Source organism: Mycobacterium scrofulaceum (assembly GCF_002086735.1).
GTDB classification, from domain to species: domain Bacteria; phylum Actinomycetota; class Actinomycetes; order Mycobacteriales; family Mycobacteriaceae; genus Mycobacterium; species Mycobacterium scrofulaceum.
Window position 1 is genome coordinate 30,613 of record NZ_MVIJ01000044.1, and the last position, 18,631, is coordinate 49,243.

General features: G+C 69.1%; 17 protein-coding genes. 6 read left to right on the forward strand and 11 right to left on the reverse strand.

The features are described 5' to 3' along the window. Window positions 1-294 precede the first annotated feature (294 nt). From BST44_RS22825 to BST44_RS22835, 3 genes are all read right to left on the reverse strand, one after another. On the reverse strand, window positions 295-1,161 hold the full coding sequence (locus BST44_RS22825; protein WP_083179353.1) for a carboxymuconolactone decarboxylase family protein: 867 nt from the start codon (window positions 1,159-1,161) through the stop codon (window positions 295-297). A gap of 62 nt (window positions 1,162-1,223) precedes the next feature. Continuing rightward, window positions 1,224-2,597, reverse strand: a complete 1,374-nt coding sequence (locus BST44_RS22830; protein WP_083179354.1) for a TldD/PmbA family protein — start codon at window positions 2,595-2,597, stop codon at window positions 1,224-1,226. After that, a complete protein-coding gene (locus tag BST44_RS22835; protein ID WP_083179372.1) occupies window positions 2,594-4,123 on the reverse strand; it encodes a TldD/PmbA family protein in 1,530 nt (509 codons plus the stop codon). Before BST44_RS22835 ends, BST44_RS22830 begins: the two co-directional genes overlap by 4 nt. A gap of 59 nt (window positions 4,124-4,182) precedes the next feature. On the opposite strand from BST44_RS22835, the gene BST44_RS22840 reads away from it, so the two are divergent. The 3 genes from BST44_RS22840 (at window position 4,183) to BST44_RS22850 (ending at window position 7,271) form a co-directional block, all read left to right on the forward strand. Further along, window positions 4,183-5,067, forward strand: a complete 885-nt coding sequence (locus BST44_RS22840) for a carbohydrate ABC transporter permease (protein ID WP_083179355.1) — start codon at window positions 4,183-4,185, stop codon at window positions 5,065-5,067. Continuing rightward, window positions 5,054-5,869 carry a carbohydrate ABC transporter permease gene (locus BST44_RS22845; protein ID WP_083179356.1) on the forward strand — a complete coding sequence of 272 codons (816 nt, stop codon included), beginning with the start codon at window positions 5,054-5,056 and terminating at the stop codon, window positions 5,867-5,869. Before BST44_RS22840 ends, BST44_RS22845 begins: the two co-directional genes overlap by 14 nt. A 79-nt stretch (window positions 5,870-5,948) precedes the next feature. Beyond that, window positions 5,949-7,271 carry an extracellular solute-binding protein gene (locus BST44_RS22850; protein WP_083179357.1) on the forward strand — a complete coding sequence of 441 codons (1,323 nt, stop codon included), beginning with the start codon at window positions 5,949-5,951 and terminating at the stop codon, window positions 7,269-7,271. On the opposite strand, the gene BST44_RS22855 is transcribed toward BST44_RS22850, so the two are convergent. From BST44_RS22855 to ddaH, 4 genes are read right to left on the reverse strand one after another with little or no spacing between them, the layout of a single operon-like run. Next, on the reverse strand, window positions 7,268-8,146 hold the full coding sequence (locus tag BST44_RS22855; protein WP_083179358.1) for a universal stress protein: 879 nt from the start codon (window positions 8,144-8,146) through the stop codon (window positions 7,268-7,270). The two genes, BST44_RS22850 and BST44_RS22855, sit on opposite strands and share 4 nt — an antisense overlap. Beyond that, entirely contained in the window at window positions 8,143-9,588 is a 1,446-nt protein-coding gene (locus tag BST44_RS22860; RefSeq protein WP_083179359.1) for an amino acid permease, read from the reverse strand. The genes BST44_RS22855 and BST44_RS22860 overlap by 4 nt, the downstream gene beginning before the upstream one ends. 24 nt (window positions 9,589-9,612) lie before the next feature. Continuing rightward, the gene (rocD, locus tag BST44_RS22865) at window positions 9,613-10,848 is read right to left on the reverse strand and encodes an ornithine--oxo-acid transaminase (RefSeq protein WP_083179360.1); all 1,236 of its coding nucleotides are present in this window, start codon (window positions 10,846-10,848) and stop codon (window positions 9,613-9,615) included. Beyond that, window positions 10,845-11,696 (reverse strand): dimethylargininase, encoded by an 852-nt coding sequence (gene ddaH / locus BST44_RS22870; RefSeq protein WP_083179361.1) that lies wholly within the window; start codon window positions 11,694-11,696, stop codon window positions 10,845-10,847. The genes rocD and ddaH overlap by 4 nt, the downstream gene beginning before the upstream one ends. A gap of 122 nt (window positions 11,697-11,818) precedes the next feature. Here ddaH and BST44_RS22875 point away from each other — a divergent pair, with 122 nt between their 5' ends. Beyond that, entirely contained in the window at window positions 11,819-12,265 is a 447-nt protein-coding gene (locus BST44_RS22875) for an Rv2324 family transcriptional regulator (protein WP_083179362.1), read from the forward strand. 43 nt (window positions 12,266-12,308) lie between these two features. Here the strand turns inward: BST44_RS22875 and BST44_RS22880 are convergent, their stop codons facing one another. Genes BST44_RS22880 through BST44_RS22895 form a run of 4 tightly spaced genes read right to left on the reverse strand, consistent with a single transcriptional unit; the run spans window position 12,309 to window position 17,401 of the window. Then, window positions 12,309-14,111, reverse strand: a complete 1,803-nt coding sequence (locus BST44_RS22880) for a sulfatase-like hydrolase/transferase (RefSeq protein ID WP_083179363.1) — start codon at window positions 14,109-14,111, stop codon at window positions 12,309-12,311. Further along, window positions 14,104-14,562, reverse strand: a complete 459-nt coding sequence (locus tag BST44_RS22885) for an SRPBCC family protein (RefSeq protein ID WP_083179364.1) — start codon at window positions 14,560-14,562, stop codon at window positions 14,104-14,106. Before BST44_RS22885 ends, BST44_RS22880 begins: the two co-directional genes overlap by 8 nt. A gap of 20 nt (window positions 14,563-14,582) precedes the next feature. Then, window positions 14,583-15,434: a CbiQ family ECF transporter T component gene (locus BST44_RS22890; RefSeq protein WP_142274653.1), complete on the reverse strand. Its 852-nt coding sequence runs from the start codon at window positions 15,432-15,434 to the stop codon at window positions 14,583-14,585. Then, window positions 15,431-17,401 carry an ATP-binding cassette domain-containing protein gene (locus BST44_RS22895; protein WP_142274656.1) on the reverse strand — a complete coding sequence of 657 codons (1,971 nt, stop codon included), beginning with the start codon at window positions 17,399-17,401 and terminating at the stop codon, window positions 15,431-15,433. Before BST44_RS22895 ends, BST44_RS22890 begins: the two co-directional genes overlap by 4 nt. 193 nt (window positions 17,402-17,594) lie before the next feature. Here BST44_RS22895 and BST44_RS22900 point away from each other — a divergent pair, with 193 nt between their 5' ends. Next, entirely contained in the window at window positions 17,595-18,068 is a 474-nt protein-coding gene (locus BST44_RS22900; protein WP_083179367.1) for a MarR family winged helix-turn-helix transcriptional regulator, read from the forward strand. Window positions 18,069-18,149: 81 nt separating this feature from the next. Then, on the forward strand, window positions 18,150-18,631 hold a 482-nt coding region (locus BST44_RS22905), incomplete at its 3' end, for an FHA domain-containing protein (RefSeq protein WP_244184909.1).

Consider the following 18,631-nt stretch of genomic DNA (forward strand, 5'->3'; position numbering starts at 1 on the left):
CAACAGTCACCCGGTCAATGCTCATCAACTCAGGCGGCGCTGCCAGCTGAGATCACCGTCACGTATCAGTTTCGGTGCCGAGCAATAAATTTAGCCAGTACCAGCGGCCCGAGCGACGAACTTTTGTTTGCGCGGCCGTGTACGGATGGTTAACATTTCGTGCTTCGCGCCGGGCCCAGGGCCGATTGGACGATTCCCGCCGGTCACGGCGTCATTTCTCGGGTTCGCCGGCCCGACCAGTGCTTGAACGCCCGCGCCGGGTGCTCGGTGGCGATTCGAACCGCCATCCGGCCGTCAGTCGAAGACGGTTTGCCCGTCGGCCCCGAGCAGATATCGCTCGGTACCCTGCTCGACCCGGGGGGCGTCGGCGCCCAAAGCGACGGCGATTTTGTTGCTTGCATTCCGCATGATGTCAAAGGTGAGCTCGACGGCCTCGGCATCGGAGAACCGGGAGCGCACCTCGGCGGCATCGTCGGCGGCGAGGTGCGCAGGCGTCCAAATTAACGCATCGGCGTAGCGGAGCGCGGCTTTAACGCGGTCATCCAGCAAGCTCGACGACTCGAAACGATCGATCTCGTCGTAAAGCGTCTCCGAACCACCGGCGTCGAGCGCGGTGCCCTCACGCAACGACTTGCACAATCGGCAATTGTGTTGAGCCGCGCCGCGCAGCCGGACCAACTCGGAGGTGATCGGGTCCAGCGCGCGCATCCGGGCCACCGCGGGCAAGAAGTCGTTGAACACCAGACCCGACGGCTCGGTGGTGTGATCCCAGGCAAGGGGGCCGTCGGCCCAGCTCAGGTACTGCGCGCCGACGCCGAGCGCTTCCAGCCCGGCCCGTACCCGCGGAACGAAGTCCGCGATGTACATCAGCACGACCACGCCAAAGGCCCTGCCCCCCAGCCGCTTGACGAACCGGGACCGTTGTTCGCCGGTGACCGCGGAGACGTCGGCGCCGAATTGTTCGGCGAACTCGACGACGACGAGTTCGTCCTCCGACTCCGGCGCGCCCACCTCGACCGCGGTGGGCAATGGTGGCAGCGACAGCGTCCGGGCACACGTCCGCCGAATCAGCGCCGCAATCCGGGCGTCCGCCGGGGAATCCGGGGACAGGGCCACAAGCCGTGCCAGCTGATCTTCTCGTACCGAAACCGGAGCCGCCATTCGTCACACGCTAGAACGCGGTTCACCCAGCGGCAATGGTCTATCGCGGGCCTACTGCGGGCCTATTGCGCCTGACTCACCGACGACATGTAGAAGTCCGGTATCCGCAGCGACGGCATCGCGGTGCGGGTGGCCCAGTCCGCCCACTCGCGGGGCAAGGTCTTTTCGCTCAGCCCGGCCTCGGTGGCCCGCCGCAGCAGCTCCAGCGGACTCTCGTTGAACCGGAAATTGTTGACCGCGGCGGTCACCTCGCCGTCCTCGATGAGGTAGACGCCGTCGCGGGTCAGGCCCGTGAGCAGCAGTGTGGTGGGGTCGACCTCGCGGATGTACCACAGGGTGGTCAGCAGCAGGCCGCGTTCGGTGGCAGCGATCATGTCGGCCAGCCCGGCCGACCCGCCGGTCATGACCATGTTGTCGGCGGCGACCGCGACCTCGGCGTCGAATTTGGCGGCCGTCGCCCGCGGGTAGGCCAGCGCGTTGATCACCCCGTCGCGGATCCAGTCCACCTGAGAAATCTCCATGCCGTTGTCGAACACCGACACCGTCTCCGACGAGCTGCTCGCCGCCACGAACGGTGTGCACGCCAGGCCCGGTGCCATCGGATCGGAGAACAGGGTCAGCGGCAGGTCGGTGAGCCGCTCCCCCACCCGCGTCCCGCCGCCGGGCGCCGAGAACGCGGTGCGGCCCTCCTGGGCGCCGCGGCCGGCCATCGACCACGCCAGGTACAGCATCATGTCGGCCACCGTGGACGGCGGCATGATCGTCTCGTAGCGTCCCGCGGGCAACTCCACCCTGCGCTCGGCCCAGCCCAGCCGCATCGACAGCTCGTCGAGCAGCGAATCCATTGGCACGTCGACGAAGTCGGGCGTGCCGAGACCCGCCCAGGCGCTCGCGTCGCCGCGTTTGCCGTTGATCTCCACCGCCCCGGCGGGCTGGCTGTAGCGCCGGCGCACGCCCGTCGACGACGCCAGGAACGTCGTCGAAACGCTGTGGTGGGCGAAGCCATACAGGCGATCGGTGCCGCGAAAGCCCCGGCTCAAGGAGTCGGCGACGTCGGCGAACACCAGGGGACCGGTGCCGGGGACCGGCGCGTTCCAGTCGGCGGGCACCCCGGTGTCGGCCAGCAGCGGGGCGGCGTCACCGGCCTCGGGCGCCGAGCGGGCCGCCTCCTGGGACGCGGCCACCAGCGCGGGGATCACCCGCGGATCCACTTCGGCGGAGACCATCGTGCCGATGCGCGCGCTGGAGCCTTGCCGGACGACGGAGATCACCGTGATGCTGCGGTTGACCGAAACACCGTTGGTGGTCATCGAATTGCCCGCCCAGCGCAATGTCGCCTCGACCTTGTCGGTGACGAGCACCATGGTCTCCGTGGCGCCGCCCAGCTTGGCGGCCTCCTCGAGAACGAGGTTGACGACGTGCTGGGGGGTGATCATCGGCCGCCCTCGGTCCGGGTGTTGAGCACGTTGACGCCGCGGAACAACGCCGACGGGCACCCGTGGCTGACCGGGGCGATCTGGCCGGGCTGGGCCTTGCCGCAGTTGAATGCGCCGCCCAACCGCCAGGTCGACGGGCCGCCGACGGCTTCCATGGAGTTCCAGAAATCGGTGGTGGTGGCCTGGTAGGCGACGTCCCGGAGTTGGCCGTCCAGCCGGCCGTCGCGGATGCGGAAGAACCGCTGACCGGTGAACTGAAAGTTGTAGCGCTGCATGTCGATCGACCACGACTTGTCGCCGACGATGTAGATGCCGTCCTCGACGCGGCCGATCAGGTCGGCGGTGCTGACATCCTCGCGGGCGGGTTGCAGCGACACGTTGGCCATCCGCTGGATCGGCACGTGATGCGGCGAGTCGGCGTACGAGCAACCATTGGACCGCGGCTGCTCAAGGTCCCGCCCGAGCCTCAGCGCGAAGACCCGGTCGAGCTGATAACCGACGAAGATGCCGTCGCGCACCAGATCCCAAGTTTGGGCCGCCACTCCCTCGTCGTCGTAGCCGACGGTCGCCAATCCGTGTGCGACGGTGCGGTCGGCGGTCACGTTCATCACCGGGGAGCCGTACCGCATGGTCCCGAGTTTGTCCGGGGTGGCGAACGACGTTCCGGCGTAGGCGGCCTCATAGCCGATGGCACGGTCGTATTCGGTTGCGTGCCCGACGGATTCGTGGATCGTCAGCCACAGGTTGGTGGGGTCGATCACCAGGTCCGTGCGTCCCGCCGTCACGCTGGGCGACTTGACCTTCTCGGCCAGCAGCGACGGTAGTTGCGCCAGCTCGTCGGTCCAGTTCCACACCTCGTCGCCGGCCAGCACCTCCCAGCCGCGGCCGGTCGGCGGGGCCAGCGTGCGCATCGAGTCGAAGCTGCCCGCCTCGGCGTCGACGGTCACCGCCTCCAGCGACGGCTGCACCCGCACCCGTTGCTGGGTGATCGACGACCCGAAGGTGTCGGCGTAGAACGTCTGCTCCTTGACGGCGGTCAGCACCGCCGAGACGTGGTCGACGCCGTCGGCGCTGAGCAGCCGGCCGGAGTACTCCTCGAGCACGCCGATCTTGTCGACGGCCGGGATGGTGAACGGATCGATCCGGTAGTCGGAAACCCAGGTGGCGTCGGCGTACACCGGCTCGGGCGCCAACTCGACCCGCTCGCTGTTCAGCGCCGCCAGGGTGGTGGCCACCTGCACCGCGTGCCGCGCGGTCTCGGCGGCGACGGCGGGCGCCAGCTCGGCGTGCGACGCGAAGCCCCACGTGCCGTCGACGATCACCCGCACGGCCAGGCCGACCTCGCGGTCGACGACCGCGGTCTGCAGCTCGCCGTCGCGCAGCTGGATGATCTCGGTCATGATCCGGTGAACCCGCAGGTCGGCGTAGCTGGCGCCGGCCGCGGTGGCCGCCGCGAGGGCGGCGTCGGCCAGCTCGTGGCGGGGCAGGTTCAGGAAGTCGGCATCGATCCCCCGGTTCGGTGTCACGGCTCCACCGTAACGGCCGCGCACCCCAAACCCCGGCGCCGCCCGCTTTAATTACCTCCATGGCCAGCGGCGTCGGAAGGGCACAGCCTCGCCCCACCGCGCTGGGCTATGCGCTGCTGGCGCCCAGCCTCTTCGGAGTCGTCGCCTTCCTGCTGCTGCCCATCCTGGTGGTGATGTGGCTGAGTCTCTACCGGTGGGACCTGCTGGGTCCGCTGCACTACGTCGGCTTGTCGAACTGGCGATCGGTGCTCACCGACCGCAACTTCGCCAACTCGTTGATCATCACGGCCCTCTTCGTGGCGATCGTGGTGCCGGCCCAGACGGTGCTGGGCCTGCTGGCCGCGTCCATGCTGGCGCCCCGGCTGCCCGGCACCGGCCTGTTCCGCACCCTCTACGTGCTGCCCTGGATCTGCGCGCCGCTGGCGATCGCGGTGCTGTGGCGCTGGATTCTGGCCCCCACCGACGGAGCCGTGAGCACCCTGCTGGGGCACAGCATCGACTGGCTGTCGGACCCCAGCTTCGCGTTGCCGCTGGTGTCGGCGGTCGTCGTGTGGACCAACGTCGGCTACGTCTCGCTGTCGTTCCTGGCCGGGCTGCTGGCGATCCCGGACGACATTCACGCCGCCGCTCGCACCGACGGCGCCACTGCGTGGCAACGGTTCTGGCGGATCACCCTGCCCATGCTGCGGCCGACCACCTTCTTCGTCCTGGTGACCGGGATCGTCAGCACGGCACAGGTTTTCGACATGGTGTACGCGCTGACCGGTGGCGGGCCCGCGGGCAGCACCGACCTGGTGGCACACCGCATCTACGCCGAGGCTTTCGCCGGCGCGGCGATCGGGCGCGCGTCGGTGATGGCGGTGGTGCTGTTCGTCATCCTCATCGGCGTCACCATGGTGCAGCACTTCTACTTCCGGCGACGGATCAGCTATGACCTCACCTAGCCGGCTCGTCATCTACACCGGGCTGGTCCTCGGGGCACTGATCACGTTGTTGCCGTTCGCGCTTGGCCTGCTCACCTCGTTCACCTCGGTGCACCAGTTCGCCACGGGGACGCCGCTGCAGTTGCCGCGGCCGTTCACGCTGTCCAATTACGCCGACCTCGCCGGGGCCGGCTTCGGCCGCGCGGCCGCCGTCACCGCCCTGATGACGGCGGTGATCCTGGTGGGCCAGTTGACCTTTTCGGTGTTGGCCGGATACGCGTTCGCGCGGTTGAACTTTCCGGGCCGCGACGCCTTGTTCTGGGTCTACATCGCCACGTTGATGGTGCCGGGGACGGTCACGGTGGTGCCGTTGTACCTGATGATGGCCCAGCTCGGCCTGCGCAACACGTTCTGGGCGTTAGTGTTGCCGTTCATGTTCGGCTCGCCGTACGCGATCTTCCTGCTGCGCGAGCACTTTCGCATCATCCCGAACGACTTGGTCAACGCGGCCCACCTGGACGGGGCCAACACCCTCGACGTGATCGTGCACGTGGTCATCCCGTCCAGCCGGCCGGTGCTGGCGGCCCTGACGCTGATCACGGTGGTCTCGCAGTGGAACAACTTCATGTGGCCGTTGGTGATCACCAGCGGGCACAAGTGGCGGGTGCTCACCGTCGCGACCGCCGATTTGCAGTCGCGCTTCAACTCGCAGTGGACGTTGGTCATGGCGGCGACGACCGTCGCGATCGTCCCGCTGATCGCGCTCTTCGTGGTCTTCCAGCGTCACATCGTCGCCTCGATCGTCGTCTCGGGGCTCAAGTGAGGCGCTCGCGCACCGAGATTGCCGTGACGGCTGCGATTCCGTGCGATCCACGACCACCACGGCAATCTCGGCGCCAGACATGAGCCGGCCACGCTTTTCGACGCTGATGGCCGGGGCGCTCGCGCTGGTCGCGATCCTGTTGGGGGCGACGGCGGTCCTGCTCGACTACTCCGGCCGGCCGCCCGGCGGCAGGACCGTCGTGACGGTGCGCGTGTGGGCCGAACAGATCGCCGCGGCCTATCGACGGTCGTTTGAGGCGTTCAACCGCGCGCACCCCGAGATCACCGTGCACACCAGCGTGGTCGCCTACTCGACGTACTTCGACACGCTGCGCACCGACGTCGCCGGTGGCAGCGCCGACGACATCTTCTGGCTGTCCAACGCCTACCTGTCCGCCTACGCCGACAGCGGCCGGTTGATGAAGATCGATGCCGCCGCGCCGGCGTGGGATTCGGCGGTGGTCGAGCAGTTCACCCGCGGCGGCGCGCTGTGGGGAGTGCCGCAGCTCACCGATGCCGGCATCGCGCTGTACTACAACGCGGACCTCCTCGCCGCGGCCGGCGTCGACCCCGCCGAGCTGAACGACCTGCGGTGGAGTACCGACGACCGCGACACGCTGCGGCCCACGCTCGCCCGGCTCACCGTGGACGCCGACGGACATCGCGGACACACAACGGGTTTCGATCCCGGACGGGTTCGGCAGTGGGGCTACAACGCCGCCAACGACCCGCAGGGTATCTACCTGAACTACATCGGCTCGGCCGGCGGCGTCTTCCAGCGCGGCGACGCCTTCGCGTTCGCCAATCCCGCTGCGGTGCAAGCATTCCGCTACCTCGTTGGCCTGATCAACCGCGACCACGTGGCGCCGCCCGCCTCGGACACCAACGACAACGGCGACTTCTCCCGCAATCAATTCCTGGCCGGCAGGATGGCGCTCTTCCAATCCGGCACCTACAACCTGGCCCCGGTGGCCCGCGACGCCCGCTTCCGCTGGGGTGTGGCGATGATGCCGGCGGGCCCGGTGGGCCGGGTGAGTGTCACCAATGGCATCGCGGCGGCGGGCAATGCCGCGACCAGGCATCCCGGCGCGGTGCGCCAGGTGTTGGCCTGGATGGGCAGCAAAGAGGGCAACGAGTTCCTGGGGCGCGAAGGTGCGGCGATCCCGGCGGTCCTGACGGCTCAGCCCGTCTACTTCGATTACTGGTCGGCCCACGGCGTGGATGTCACACCCTTCTTCCGCGTGCTGAACGGCCCGCGCATCGCGGCGCCCGGCGGCGCCGGCTTTCCCGCCGGCAGCGACGCGCTCAAGCCGTACTTCGACGAAATGTTCTTGGGCCGTGGCGATGTCGCGGCAACCCTGGAGCGGGCGCAAGCGGCCGCGAATGCCGCGGCGCAGCGTTAGCCGGGCAGCACCAGCACCGGGACCGGGCTCTCCCGAATGATCTTGGTGCTGCGGGAGCCGAGGAAGACGCGCCTGATGTCGCCCCGCGGCCGGGTGCCCAGCGCCAGGATCTCCCCCTCCTGCCAATCCGCCTTTTCGAGCGCCTCATTCCAGCTGCGTCCGGTAACCACTTGCAGCGCAACGTCTTCACCGACTATCCCGTCCGTCTTCAGTTCCTCGAGGATGCCCCGCACCTGAGAAGCCCAGGCCCGCAGCACCTGATCCTCGACCTCGAGCCCGACCTCCGGTGGATACATCGTCTTGCCCCGTACCGCGAAGGTGATCACCCGCACCGGCACACCGAATTGCCGACCGAACTCAAAGCACCGTTTCACCACGTCGATCGAGTCCGGGGTCGCCGAGTAGGCGCAGGTGAGCCGGGTCAGCTTGCCCTGGTGCGCACGGTAATTGCGCGGGCTGATGGCCACCGGCACGGGAGAGGCGTGCAGCAGCCAGTCGGCGGTGGAGCCGATCAGGACTTGGCCGCGACCGCCGCTGGGCAGCGAGCCCAGCACCAGCACGTCGGCGTCGACCTCGTGGATGACGTCGAGGAGTCCGCCCGAGACCGATCCGTGCGCGCGGTGCACGTAGTCGACCTCCACCCCGCCGGCCGCCGTGTCGAGAAAGCGGGCGGCCTCCTGCGCCGACTCCGCGGCCAGCGAGTCGGCCCACAACTCGAACTCCGCGTCGACGCGGGCGCGCGACGGGGTCAGCCACGGCTTGGGCACGATGGTCGCCACGGTGAGGGAGGTGCCGCGGGTCCGCGCGATGCGCACGCCCAGGTGCAAGCCGGAAAGCCCCACCTTGCCGGCCCGGTATCCGACGACGACGGTCACAGCGCATCCCGCTGCAGCGTTTCGTCGTTGAGCGCGCTGTGATGGCGGCCCCACACGAAGTAGAAGATCAACGCCAGCACGACCCAGCCGCTGAACGCGATCCAGGTGTACCAATGCAGGCTGGCGAGGATGTATCCGCACGCCAGCACCGAAAGGACCGGCGTGACCGGGTAACCGGGGACCTTGAAGCCCCGCGGCAAGTCGGGCTCGCGCACCCGCAGGATGATCACTCCGACGGATACGACGACGAACGCGGTGAGCGTGCCGATGGACACCATGTCCGCCAGCTTCTCCAGCGGGATGAAGGCCGCCAACGCCGAAGCCGCGACGGCCACGATCACCGTGTTGCCCACCGGCGTCATGGTGCGCGTGTTCACCCGCGCGAACCTCGCCGGCAGCAGCCCGTCGCGGCCCATCGCGAAGAGGATCCGCGTCTGCCCGTACATGCTGACCAGCGTGACGGAAAAGATCGAGATGACCGCGCCCGCGGCCAGGATCGTGCTGGCCCAGTCCCCGCGGGTGACGTTGTCGAGGATGGTCGCCAACCCAGCCTCCTGCTGCCCGGCGAAATCCTGCCACGGCTGGGTTCCCAGCGCGGCCACCGCGACGAACACGTATACGCCGGTCACCGTCAGCAGCGCCGCAATCAGCGCGCGCGGCATGGTCTGCTGCGGGTTCTTCACCTCGTCACCCGCCGTCGACACGGCATCCAGGCCGATGTAGGAGAAGAAGATCGTGCCGGCCGCCGAGCCGATGCCCGCGACGCCGAACGGCGCGAAGTCGCGAAGATTATCGGCGTCGAAGGCGGTGAACGCGACCACCGCGAAGATGACCAGGACGCCCAGCTTGACGAGCACCATGATGGTGTTGACCCGGGCCGATTCGCTGGCGCCGCGGATGAGCAGCAGCGCGCACAGCGCGAGCAAGATGATCGCCGGCAGGTTCACCAAGCCGGGTTGCGAATCCCAGGGCGCGGCGGACACCGCGTGCGGAAATTGGGTGCCGAGGACGTTGCTGAGCAGCTTGTTGAGGTAGCCGCTCCAGCTGACCGCGACGGCGGCGGTCGACACCCCGTATTCCAGCAGCAGACAGGCGGCCACCCCCATGGCGACGACCTCGCCCAAGGTGGTGTACGCATACGAGTACGACGACCCCGAAACCGGGACGGCGGAAGCCAATTCCGCGTAGCAGATCGCCGCGAGCCCGGCCGCGAGCCCGGCGATGAGGAACGACAGAATCACCCCGGGGCCAGCCTCCGGCACGGCCTGCGACATGACGAAGAAGATGCCCGTCCCGACCGTCGAACCGACCCCGAACATGGTGAGCTGAAACGCGCCGATGCTGCGCTTGAGATGGTCCGCGGCCCCGTACGCGACGGGCGTGCCGACGACCGGTCGGCGCCGTAGCATCTGGTCCTTGAGGCTGATCGACGTGGGTGGCATGCCCCTCCTTGCTCGATCAGCTGATTATGGGCCAGCCTCCCGCAACGCCATAGCGAACTGCCCGACCGCCCAGTCGATCTCCTGCTCGGTGATCACCAGCGGCGGCGCGAACCGCAGCGTCGAGCCGTGGGTGTCCTTCACCAACACTCCCCGACCGGCCAGCCGGAGGCTCACCTGCTTGCCCGTTCCGAGCGCCGGGTCGACGTCGACCCCGGCCCACAGCCCCAGCCCGCGCACCGCCAGCACCCCGTGGCCCACCAGCTCACGCAGCCGCGCGTGCAGCTGCGCGCCCAGTCGCGCCGAACGGGCCTGGAACTCTCCGCGGCCCAGCATGGAAACCACGGTGGTCCCGACGGCGGCGGCCAAGGGGTTGCCGCCGAACGTGGAGCCGTGTTCGCCGGGGTGCAGCACGCCCAGGACCGCGCGGTCGGCGACCACCGCCGACAGGGGGACCACGCCGCCGCCCAGCGCCTTCCCGAGCAGGTAGACGTCCGGCACCACACCCCAGTGGTCGCAGGCGAAGGTACGGCCCGTGCGGGCCAGGCCGGACTGGATCTCGTCGGCGATCATCAGCGTGTTGTGCTCGGTGCACAGCGCGCGGACGGTCGGCAGGTAGTCGTCGGGCGGGACGACGATGCCCGCCTCGCCCTGGACGGGCTCGAGCAGCACCGCGACGGTGTCGTCGTCGATCACAGCGGCCAGCGCGGCGGCGTCGCCGAAGGGCACGGAGCGGAATCCCGGGGTGAACGGCCCGAATCCGCGTCGCGCCGCCGGGTCGGAGGAGAAACCCACGATGCTGATCGTTCGGCCGTGGAAGTTGTTGTCCGCCACGATGATGTTGGCCCGGCCGTCGGGAACGCCCTTGACGTCGGCGCCCCACTTACGGGCGACTTTGAGACCGCTCTCCACGGCTTCGGCGCCCGAGTTCATCGGCAGCACCAACTGCTTTCCGCACAGCCGCGCGAGAGCGGCGCAGAACGGACCGAGCGTGTCGGAGTGGAACGCGCGGCTCACCAACGTGACGGTGTCCAGTTGGGCGTGCGCCGCGGCGGTGATCTCCGGGTGGCGATGGCCGAAGTTGACCGCCGAGTACGCGGCCAGGCAATCCAGATAGCGGCGGCCCTCCACGTCGGTGATCCAGGCGCCCTCGGCGCTGGCGGCCACCACGGGCAGTGGCGAATAATTGTGCGCGGCATGGCGTTCGACGAGGTCGATCGCGACCTCGGTGCGGGTCGCAGGACGTGCGTCGAGAATCGTCATGGAAACACCTCCAATGTGCAGCACTTGACCGAACCGCCGCCCTTGAGCAATTCGGACAGGTCGACGCCGACGGGCCGGAACCCGGCGGCGCGCAATCGCGCGGCGAAAACCGTTGCGGCCGCGGGAAGCACGACGTGCAGGCCGTCGGAGACGACGTTGAGGCCGAGCACGAATGCGTCGGCGCTTCCCACGACGATCGCGTCGGGAAACAGCGCCTGCAGTTGGGCCTGCGCGGCGGCGCTGAACGCGGGCGGGTAGAACGCGATGGTGCGGTCGTCGAGAACGGCCAGCGCGGTGTCGAGGTGGTAGAAGCGCGGATCCACCAGCTCGAGCGAGACGACCGGCAGTCGCAGGGCCGCGGCGATTTCCGTGTGCGCACGCCGGTCGGTGCGAAAGCCGTAGCCCGCCAACACCGTTTCCCCGACCAACAGTAAGTCACCCTGCCCCTCGTTGACATAGCGCGTGCACAGTGGCCGGTAGCCGAGCGACGACATCCACGCGGCGTACGCGCGTGATTCCCCGGCCCGTTGGGCGAAGCGGAATTTCGCGACGATCGCGACGTCGCGCGCGATGAGCCCGCCGTTGGCGGCGTACACCATGTCCGGTAGCCCGCGCACGGGCTCGATGATCTCCACACGGTGACCCAGCCGCAGGTAGGTGGTGCGCAGTGTCTCCCACTGCGCGTGCGCGAGGGCGACGTCGACCGGCGTGGCGGTGTCCATCCACGGGTTGATCGCGTACTCGACCGCGAAGAACGCCGGCGGCGTCATCCCGTACCGGCGGGCACGTGGCGTGCGGGCGGCGGGTGCCGGGGCGGACCGTGGCGCAGCGACGTGTGATTCCGTCATGAATCAACGGTATTTGCGCGCCCTGGCACAAGCAAACGCTGGATCTTGCGTGTCTATGCGCCATCTATTGCGTTAGAGTGACGGTAGCACCGATTTGTTGCGCAGAGCCCGAGGGGAAGCCGTTGGAGCGCCTGGACGAGACCGACGGCCGCATCCTCGCCGAACTGACCGAGAATGCGCGGGCCACCTTCGCCGAAATCGGCGAGAAGGTGAATCTGTCTGCGCCGGCGGTCAAACGCCGCGTCGACCGGATGCTCGACAGTGGCGTCATCAAAGGTTTCACCACCGTCGTCGACCGCAACGCCCTGGGCTGGAACACCGAGGCCTACGTGCAGGTGTTCTGCCACGGCACGATCGCTCCGGACCGGTTGCGGGCGGCGTGGGTGGACATGCCGGAGGTGGTCAGCGCCGCGACGGTGACGGGCACGTCGGATGCGATCCTGCACGTGCTCGCGCGCGACATGCGGCACCTGGAGGCCGCGCTCGAGCGCATCCGGTCGAGCGCGGACATCGAGCGCAGCGAAAGCATCGTGGTGCTGTCGAACCTGATCGACCGGATGCGGACCTGAGGCAGCGCCGAGCGAGCGCAGCAGTGGGGTTACGTTCGCGGCGTCAGAGCCTTCGGACGAGGCGCCCCAGCCGCGACGGCCGCGGGGTCGGGGGGCGACGAGAGGCGTAGGGCCACGGCCGGTTTCGCTCGGGCACGGAGTCGGCGCGCGCATGCTTGAGCCGCGTCCGCAGGTGCTCGCGCAGGGCGTGCAGCTCGGGGTCGGCCCAGCGGTTGATCGCCTCGACCGGATCGGCGGTCAGGTCGTAGAGCTCCCACTGGTCGTCGAGCGGCGAAGTCCGGTACGCCTCTCCCCCGATCCCGTTGGCCGCCAGGTGCCGCACTCCCGGTTCCGTCCAGGTGCTCGGGTCGTCGAAGGTGCGGACCAGCTTCCAGAGGTGGCCGGCACCGCCGCCGGCCGTCTCCTCGTCGACGCGGACGACCAGCCCCTCGAAGTTGGAGGCGGTGTGGGCGGGGACCCGGATCCGCAGTGGGGCCGGCGGGTCGACGGTCCGCTTCAGCCGGCGCGCCAATCCCGATGCGCCACTGTCCCCTTCGAGCATGTTGTCGCGGGTCATCAGGTAGACGGCGCGGGCCTCGTCGGCCGGGGCGCCGTCCACGATGGGCATGAGGTTGCGACCCGGCAGCCGGTGCACTTCCGAGAACGACTGGGCCAGCGTGTCGGCCACCGCCGCGACGTCGACGCCCGCCGCCGCCAGCAGCGTCGGGACCAGGTCGACGTGTGAGGTGGGCGCCGTGACCCGCCGTGGGCGCGTCGCCCGGTCGCCGGCGCGCGCGATGACGAAGGGGACGCGGGTGGCCTCGTCGTAGAGGTTGAACCACTTCTGGTGCAGGCCGCCGTGCGCGCCCAGCAGGTCACCGTGATCGGAGGTGCGCACCAACACCGCGTTGGCCGAGCCGCCGTCGGTGACGGCGCGCCTGACGCGGTCGATCGGCCCGTCCACCTCGGCGTGCAGCCGGTAGTACAGGTCGCGATAGCGCTGCGCGTTGCGCCCATAGGTTCGGCCGACCGCGGGTGCGGGACCGTAGCCGGAGTAATAGGCCTCGCGAAAGGCGATCTGCGCCGCCGGTTTCGTGGACAGATCTTCGTCGGCGGTGGGCGCGGCGGGTACCGCGGGCGGGTCAAGCGGTGACGGCTCGACCGGACTCCGCCGCACCCAGGCCGGGAACAGCACGATGTCGTGGGGGTTGACGAAGCTGGCGACAAGAAGGAAGGGACGCAACGCCGCGGGATCCCCGTCGCGGCGGCGGGCGTAGCGGTCGGCGAGCCACGCGACCACCCGGTCGGCGATCAGCGGGTCGCGGCGCACGCCGGCGTCGGCCAGCGCCGCCCCGTGCGGCTCCGGGCCCACCCAGCCGGAGAAACCGAACGGCCCCAACGGGTCCGCCTCCAGGTAGCGCCGCACCGCCGCGGCGTCGACGGCTCCGTTCTTGTCGTTGGTGGCCAGCGGTCGGCCGGTCGCCGGGTCGGTGATGTCGGCGTGCGAGATGTGCCACTTGCCGTCGTAGTGGGTGTCATAGCCGGCGGCGCGGAACCAGTTGCCCAACGTGGGCACCTCGCCCTGGCGCAGCCAACGCATGCGCGAGTCTTCGGCGGTCTTGCCGATGCCGTCGGTCTGGGTGACCCCGTGCAGATCGGGGTAGTGCCCCGTGAAAATCGTTGGGCGGCTTGGGACGCAGGCCAGCGAGCCGGTGTAGTGCCGGGCGAAGCTGACCCCGTGATCCTCGAACCACCGGCGACCGGTCAGCGTCCGGGCGCGCCACGCCAGCACGTCGGGAGCCTCGTACGGCGGCACCGCGCGTTCCTCGTCCGTCATGATGACGACGACGTCGGGACGATCAGACATACGCGTGCTCCAATCGATTCGCCAAGCCCGCGAGCATCGCATCGGACTGTCGCGCAAGGAACCGGCACAGCACCTCTTCGGCCAGCTTTTGCACTGGGCGGGGCCCGATTTCGACGGTGCTGGTCAGCGTCACCCGTGTCGCGGTAGTCGTCTCGCCGGCGGCCGTCAGCGTCCAGCGGTTGGCCACCCTGCGCAGGAGGTTGGGCAGGCCTTCGATGTCGTAGCCGAGTGCGCTCGGCGGGTCGAATTCGGTGACGCGCTCGAGGAGGACGTCGCGCTTGACCTGCACTCGCCGGACAGTGCCGAGCACCTCACCGCCGGGTCCGGGAAACAGGATGCAGGAATGGTCGACGTTGCCGGCCCACGAACTGATCGACCCGAAGTCGGCGAGTGTTTCCCAGATGTCGCCGATGCGAGCCGCGATCGTGCGAGTCCGGTGGATGTCGGCCACCCGCTCACGCTACGCGAGACCTAGGCCGTCAGGTGGAATATCGTCTCGATGGCCACCGCGGCGCCGCTGACCGCGACGGTGATCGCGAGCGTGACCCAGTCCCCGAGTTTCGGCCGCGCCGGATCGGCGGAGAGCTGACCGATGCCGCCGCGCGCGGTGATCGCGTCACCCATCTCGTCGGCACGGCGCAGGGTCACCACGATCGCGGCGGCGACCAGGTCGATCGAGTTGCCCGCCGTCTGCCGAACCCGGGCCTTGCGACTCGTCGGCATATGGTTGGGCCGCAGCCGGCGGGCGGCGTAGAGGACCTGGAACTCCTCGATCAGCAAGGGGAACGCGCGCAGCGCCAGCGCCAAGGCCACCGCCCACTCGTCAACCGGAATCCGCACCAATTTGAAGGGCCGGCCCAAAATCGCCAGGGCCGGTGCGATTTCGGCGACGTTGGTGGTCCAGGACACCATCGCACCCAGCCCGAGCAAGACGACCGATAGCGTGGTGATGCGCAGAAAGTTCAGCGCTCCGCCGAGCCAGACGTGGGTGCCGCCGATCGACAGCATCGGGCTGCCGCCGGCCAGCGCGGCGGTCACGAAGCCCACCGCGAGCAGGATCCACAGCCACCGCGGAATCGACGGAAGTGCCCCCCGCGGGATGCGGGCGGTCCAGACCGCTGCCAGCACCAGCGCCGCCACCGACCCGATCGTCACCCAACCCGGATACAAGGTGAGCAACACCGAAACACCGAATACCACCAGGAGTTTGGTGCCGGCCCACAGGTTGTGGATGGGGGAACCGCCCGGCACCGGCACCAACAACACCACCGGCCGAGAGGTGCGCCGGCTCCTCCTGGGCGTGGAGGCGGACGTTTCGGTCACGCCACACCACCGGCCGAGGCGGTGGCCGACACCGCTTGCAGCGCGCCGTTTTGCAGATGCACGGTCCGCGTGCACACCGCCTCCAAACCGACGAAGTCGTGGGAAATGACAACTACGGTCAGACCTCGGTGACGGCGCAGGTCGGCCAGCAGGCGCAGCAGTCCCCGCTGGCTGGCGACGTCCAACCCTGCCAGCGGCTCGTCGAGGATCAGCACGCGCGGCGAACACGCCAGCAGGCCGGCCAGGACCACCCGTCGCATTTGGCCGCCGCTGAGCTGATCGATGCGCCGCTTGCCCATCGCGGGTTCCAGCCCGACCGCGGCCAGCGCAGCCGTCACGCGACCTTCGTCGTCGTCCGAAAAGCCCGCTACTGAAGCCAGTTCCAGGCCGACGTGGCTGCGCATCAATTGCAGACGCGCCGTCTGAAACGACAGCGCCACCGCACCGACGTGCTCTCGGATGGGCTCACCGTCGATCAGGCAGGCGCCGCTGGTGGGAACGGTCAGCCCGGCCATGATCCAGGCCAGCGTCGACTTGCCCGAGCCGTTGCCGCCGTGAATCAAGATCCCGTCGCCCTGTTCCACGACGATGTCGATGTCGCGCAGGGCGGTCTTCGCCCATGGTGTCCCGCTGTTGTATTCGTGTGAGACGCCGATGATTTCGAGCACCGGCTTGGTCGAGCCCCACTTGGCCGCCGGGGCCGGCACCGGGGGCGGGGCCGTTTCGACCATGCCAGTGTTGTCCGGGGAGTCGCTGAGGTTGATCGTCCGGTTCGCCGACGCGGCCTCGTTGTCGAAGTGGGTGATGTGCACCAGGGCGGTCCGATGCCGTTGGGGAAGGCCCGAGAGCACGTTCAACAAGACGTTGCGGCCCTCCTGGTCGATCATGCTGGTGAATTCGTCGGCGATCAGCAGCGCCGGTTCGCGGGCCAGCGCCGCGGCCAGGGCGAGGCGCTGCAATTCCCCGCCGGACAGGCTGCCGGTATCCCGCTCCGCGAAACCCTCGAGCCCCACTTCGCGCAGCAGATGGTCGACGTCGACCGCGGTGCCCGGCGGCAGTCCCCACACCACATCGTCGGCGACCCGGGTCCCCAGCACCTGGCTCTTCGGGTGTTGCAGGACGAGCGCCGTGCCACCCATCATGCCCAGCCCGACCGCGCCGGGGCGCCGCACGGTGCCCGACGTCGGCGGCCGGCCCGCCAGGATCAGCGTCAACGTGGTCTTGCCGGACCCGTTGGCGCCGATGACGGCAACGTGTTCCCCGACTTGCAGTTCCATGCTGAGCTCGCGCAACGCGTCCTGCTGGGCGTGCGGATAGCGGAACCGCACCTTGTCGAGCCGCACGGGCACGGGCCCGATCGGGGCGTCGGGAGGCTCGTCCGGGGCGTCGAGTTTGTGCACATCCGGGACGTTGCCCATCCGATCCAGCAGGCGAGAGAGCGCCCACCAACCGATCAACGACGAGACCATGACCCCGTAGGTGACGTACCCGAGCATCAGCCACGGCCAATAATGCAGCCCGAATTCGAAGACCCGCTTGACGTCGGCGCCGAGCCACCGCAGATCCACGCGGTCCAGGAACGCGACGAGACCGTCCACGTTGGCGGTCATCACCTGGAAGATCAGATGCCGCAATCGATTCAGCACCGCCAGTAAACCGACCGTGGCGACGGCGACGGCGAAGCCGACGATCAGGGAGGCAAAAGTCACGGTCGGTGTGCCCCGGCCCCTGCGTTTGACGACTCCGGTCAATCCGCCGATGTAGGCGCAGTTGACGACGGTCAAGAAACTGCCCAGTCCGGAGATGAGGAAGGCGAGAGTTCCGGCGGCAAACGTCGCGGCGATCAGCACCCGGAACCGGTAACGGTAGGTCAGCAGCCCCATCGGCACGGTGCCCAGCAGAGCCAATCCCTGCGCGAACGGGATCACCCCGGCGACGATCGAGATCACCGCGCAGAGCGCCCCCATGACCGATGCCTGCGCCAATTCGGCCGGCTCTAGAGGTCCACCCCGGTGGCGCGAACGGACGGGGCGACGGGCATTCACTTCACTGATTGTGCCAGGCCGCAGCGCCAAGTCGCGTCGTCACACTGCGCGACTTTCGACTCGTTCGGGCCGCCGCTTCTCGTCTCCCTTAGCAAAGCTATGGAACGATGGGTACATGGACAGAGTTGTCGAGACCGCAAACGTCGAGGCCCAGCAGTTGGGCGCGGACCTGCTCGCCGTGGTGGCGCGGCTCAACCGGCTGGCCACCCAGCGGATCCAGATGCCCTTGCCCGCGGCGCAGGCTCGGCTGCTCGCCAGCATCGAAGCCCACGGTGAAGCCCGGATCGGTGACCTGGCCGCCGTCGATCACTGCTCGCAACCGACCATGACCACGCAGGTGCGCCGGCTCGAGGACGCCGGCCTGGTCACCCGCACCGTCGACCCGGGGGATGCCCGCGCCGTGCGGATCCGCATCACCCCGCAAGGGAAGCGCACGCTCAACGCGGTGCGCGCGGACCGCGCCGCCGCGATCGAACCGCAGCTGGCGTTGCTGGAGCCCGGTGATCGCCAGGTGCTGACGGATGCGGTCGAGGTTCTGCGCCGGCTACTGGACAACGCGTCGTCGGCGGGCCGGCGTAACACGCTGTGATGGGAATGGCCCCGGTGGATTGCCGGCGGCCGGGGGGTAGACACTAGGTCGAGCTGACCGGTGTGACGAAAGGTGGCGGCCATGCGGCCCGAGGCTTCCGCGTTCAGGGCCTCCCCGTTGACCGTTTGGGTTGGGTCGATGAGGTTCGATTTCGCCCCCGGCCGCGACGTGATCGTCGGCTACGGTCCGGGTTGCGACATCGCGCTCGAGCGACTCGGCAATCCGGCGTCGCCGCCACCACCGCCCCGCCCGGAGCTGGTGCTGCGATTCGCCGGCGCCCAGTGGGTGGCCATCGACCTGAGTCACAACGGCATCTTCGTCGACGGCGCGCGGGTGTCGACGGTGAATATCCGCGGCGGTCAGGCGATCAGCATCGGTGATCCGCAGCACGGTCCGCGACTGGTGTTCGAAACCGGTCATCCGGCCGGTCCGGCCGCGGCCGCGCGCCCGGCTCCGCGACCCGCCGCACATCCCCCGCCGCGGCCGCCGGTCGCGCCCGGACCCGCCCGTCCAACCGCTCCGAACCCGGGGGCTCCTACCCAGCGCGAGACCCAACGCATGCG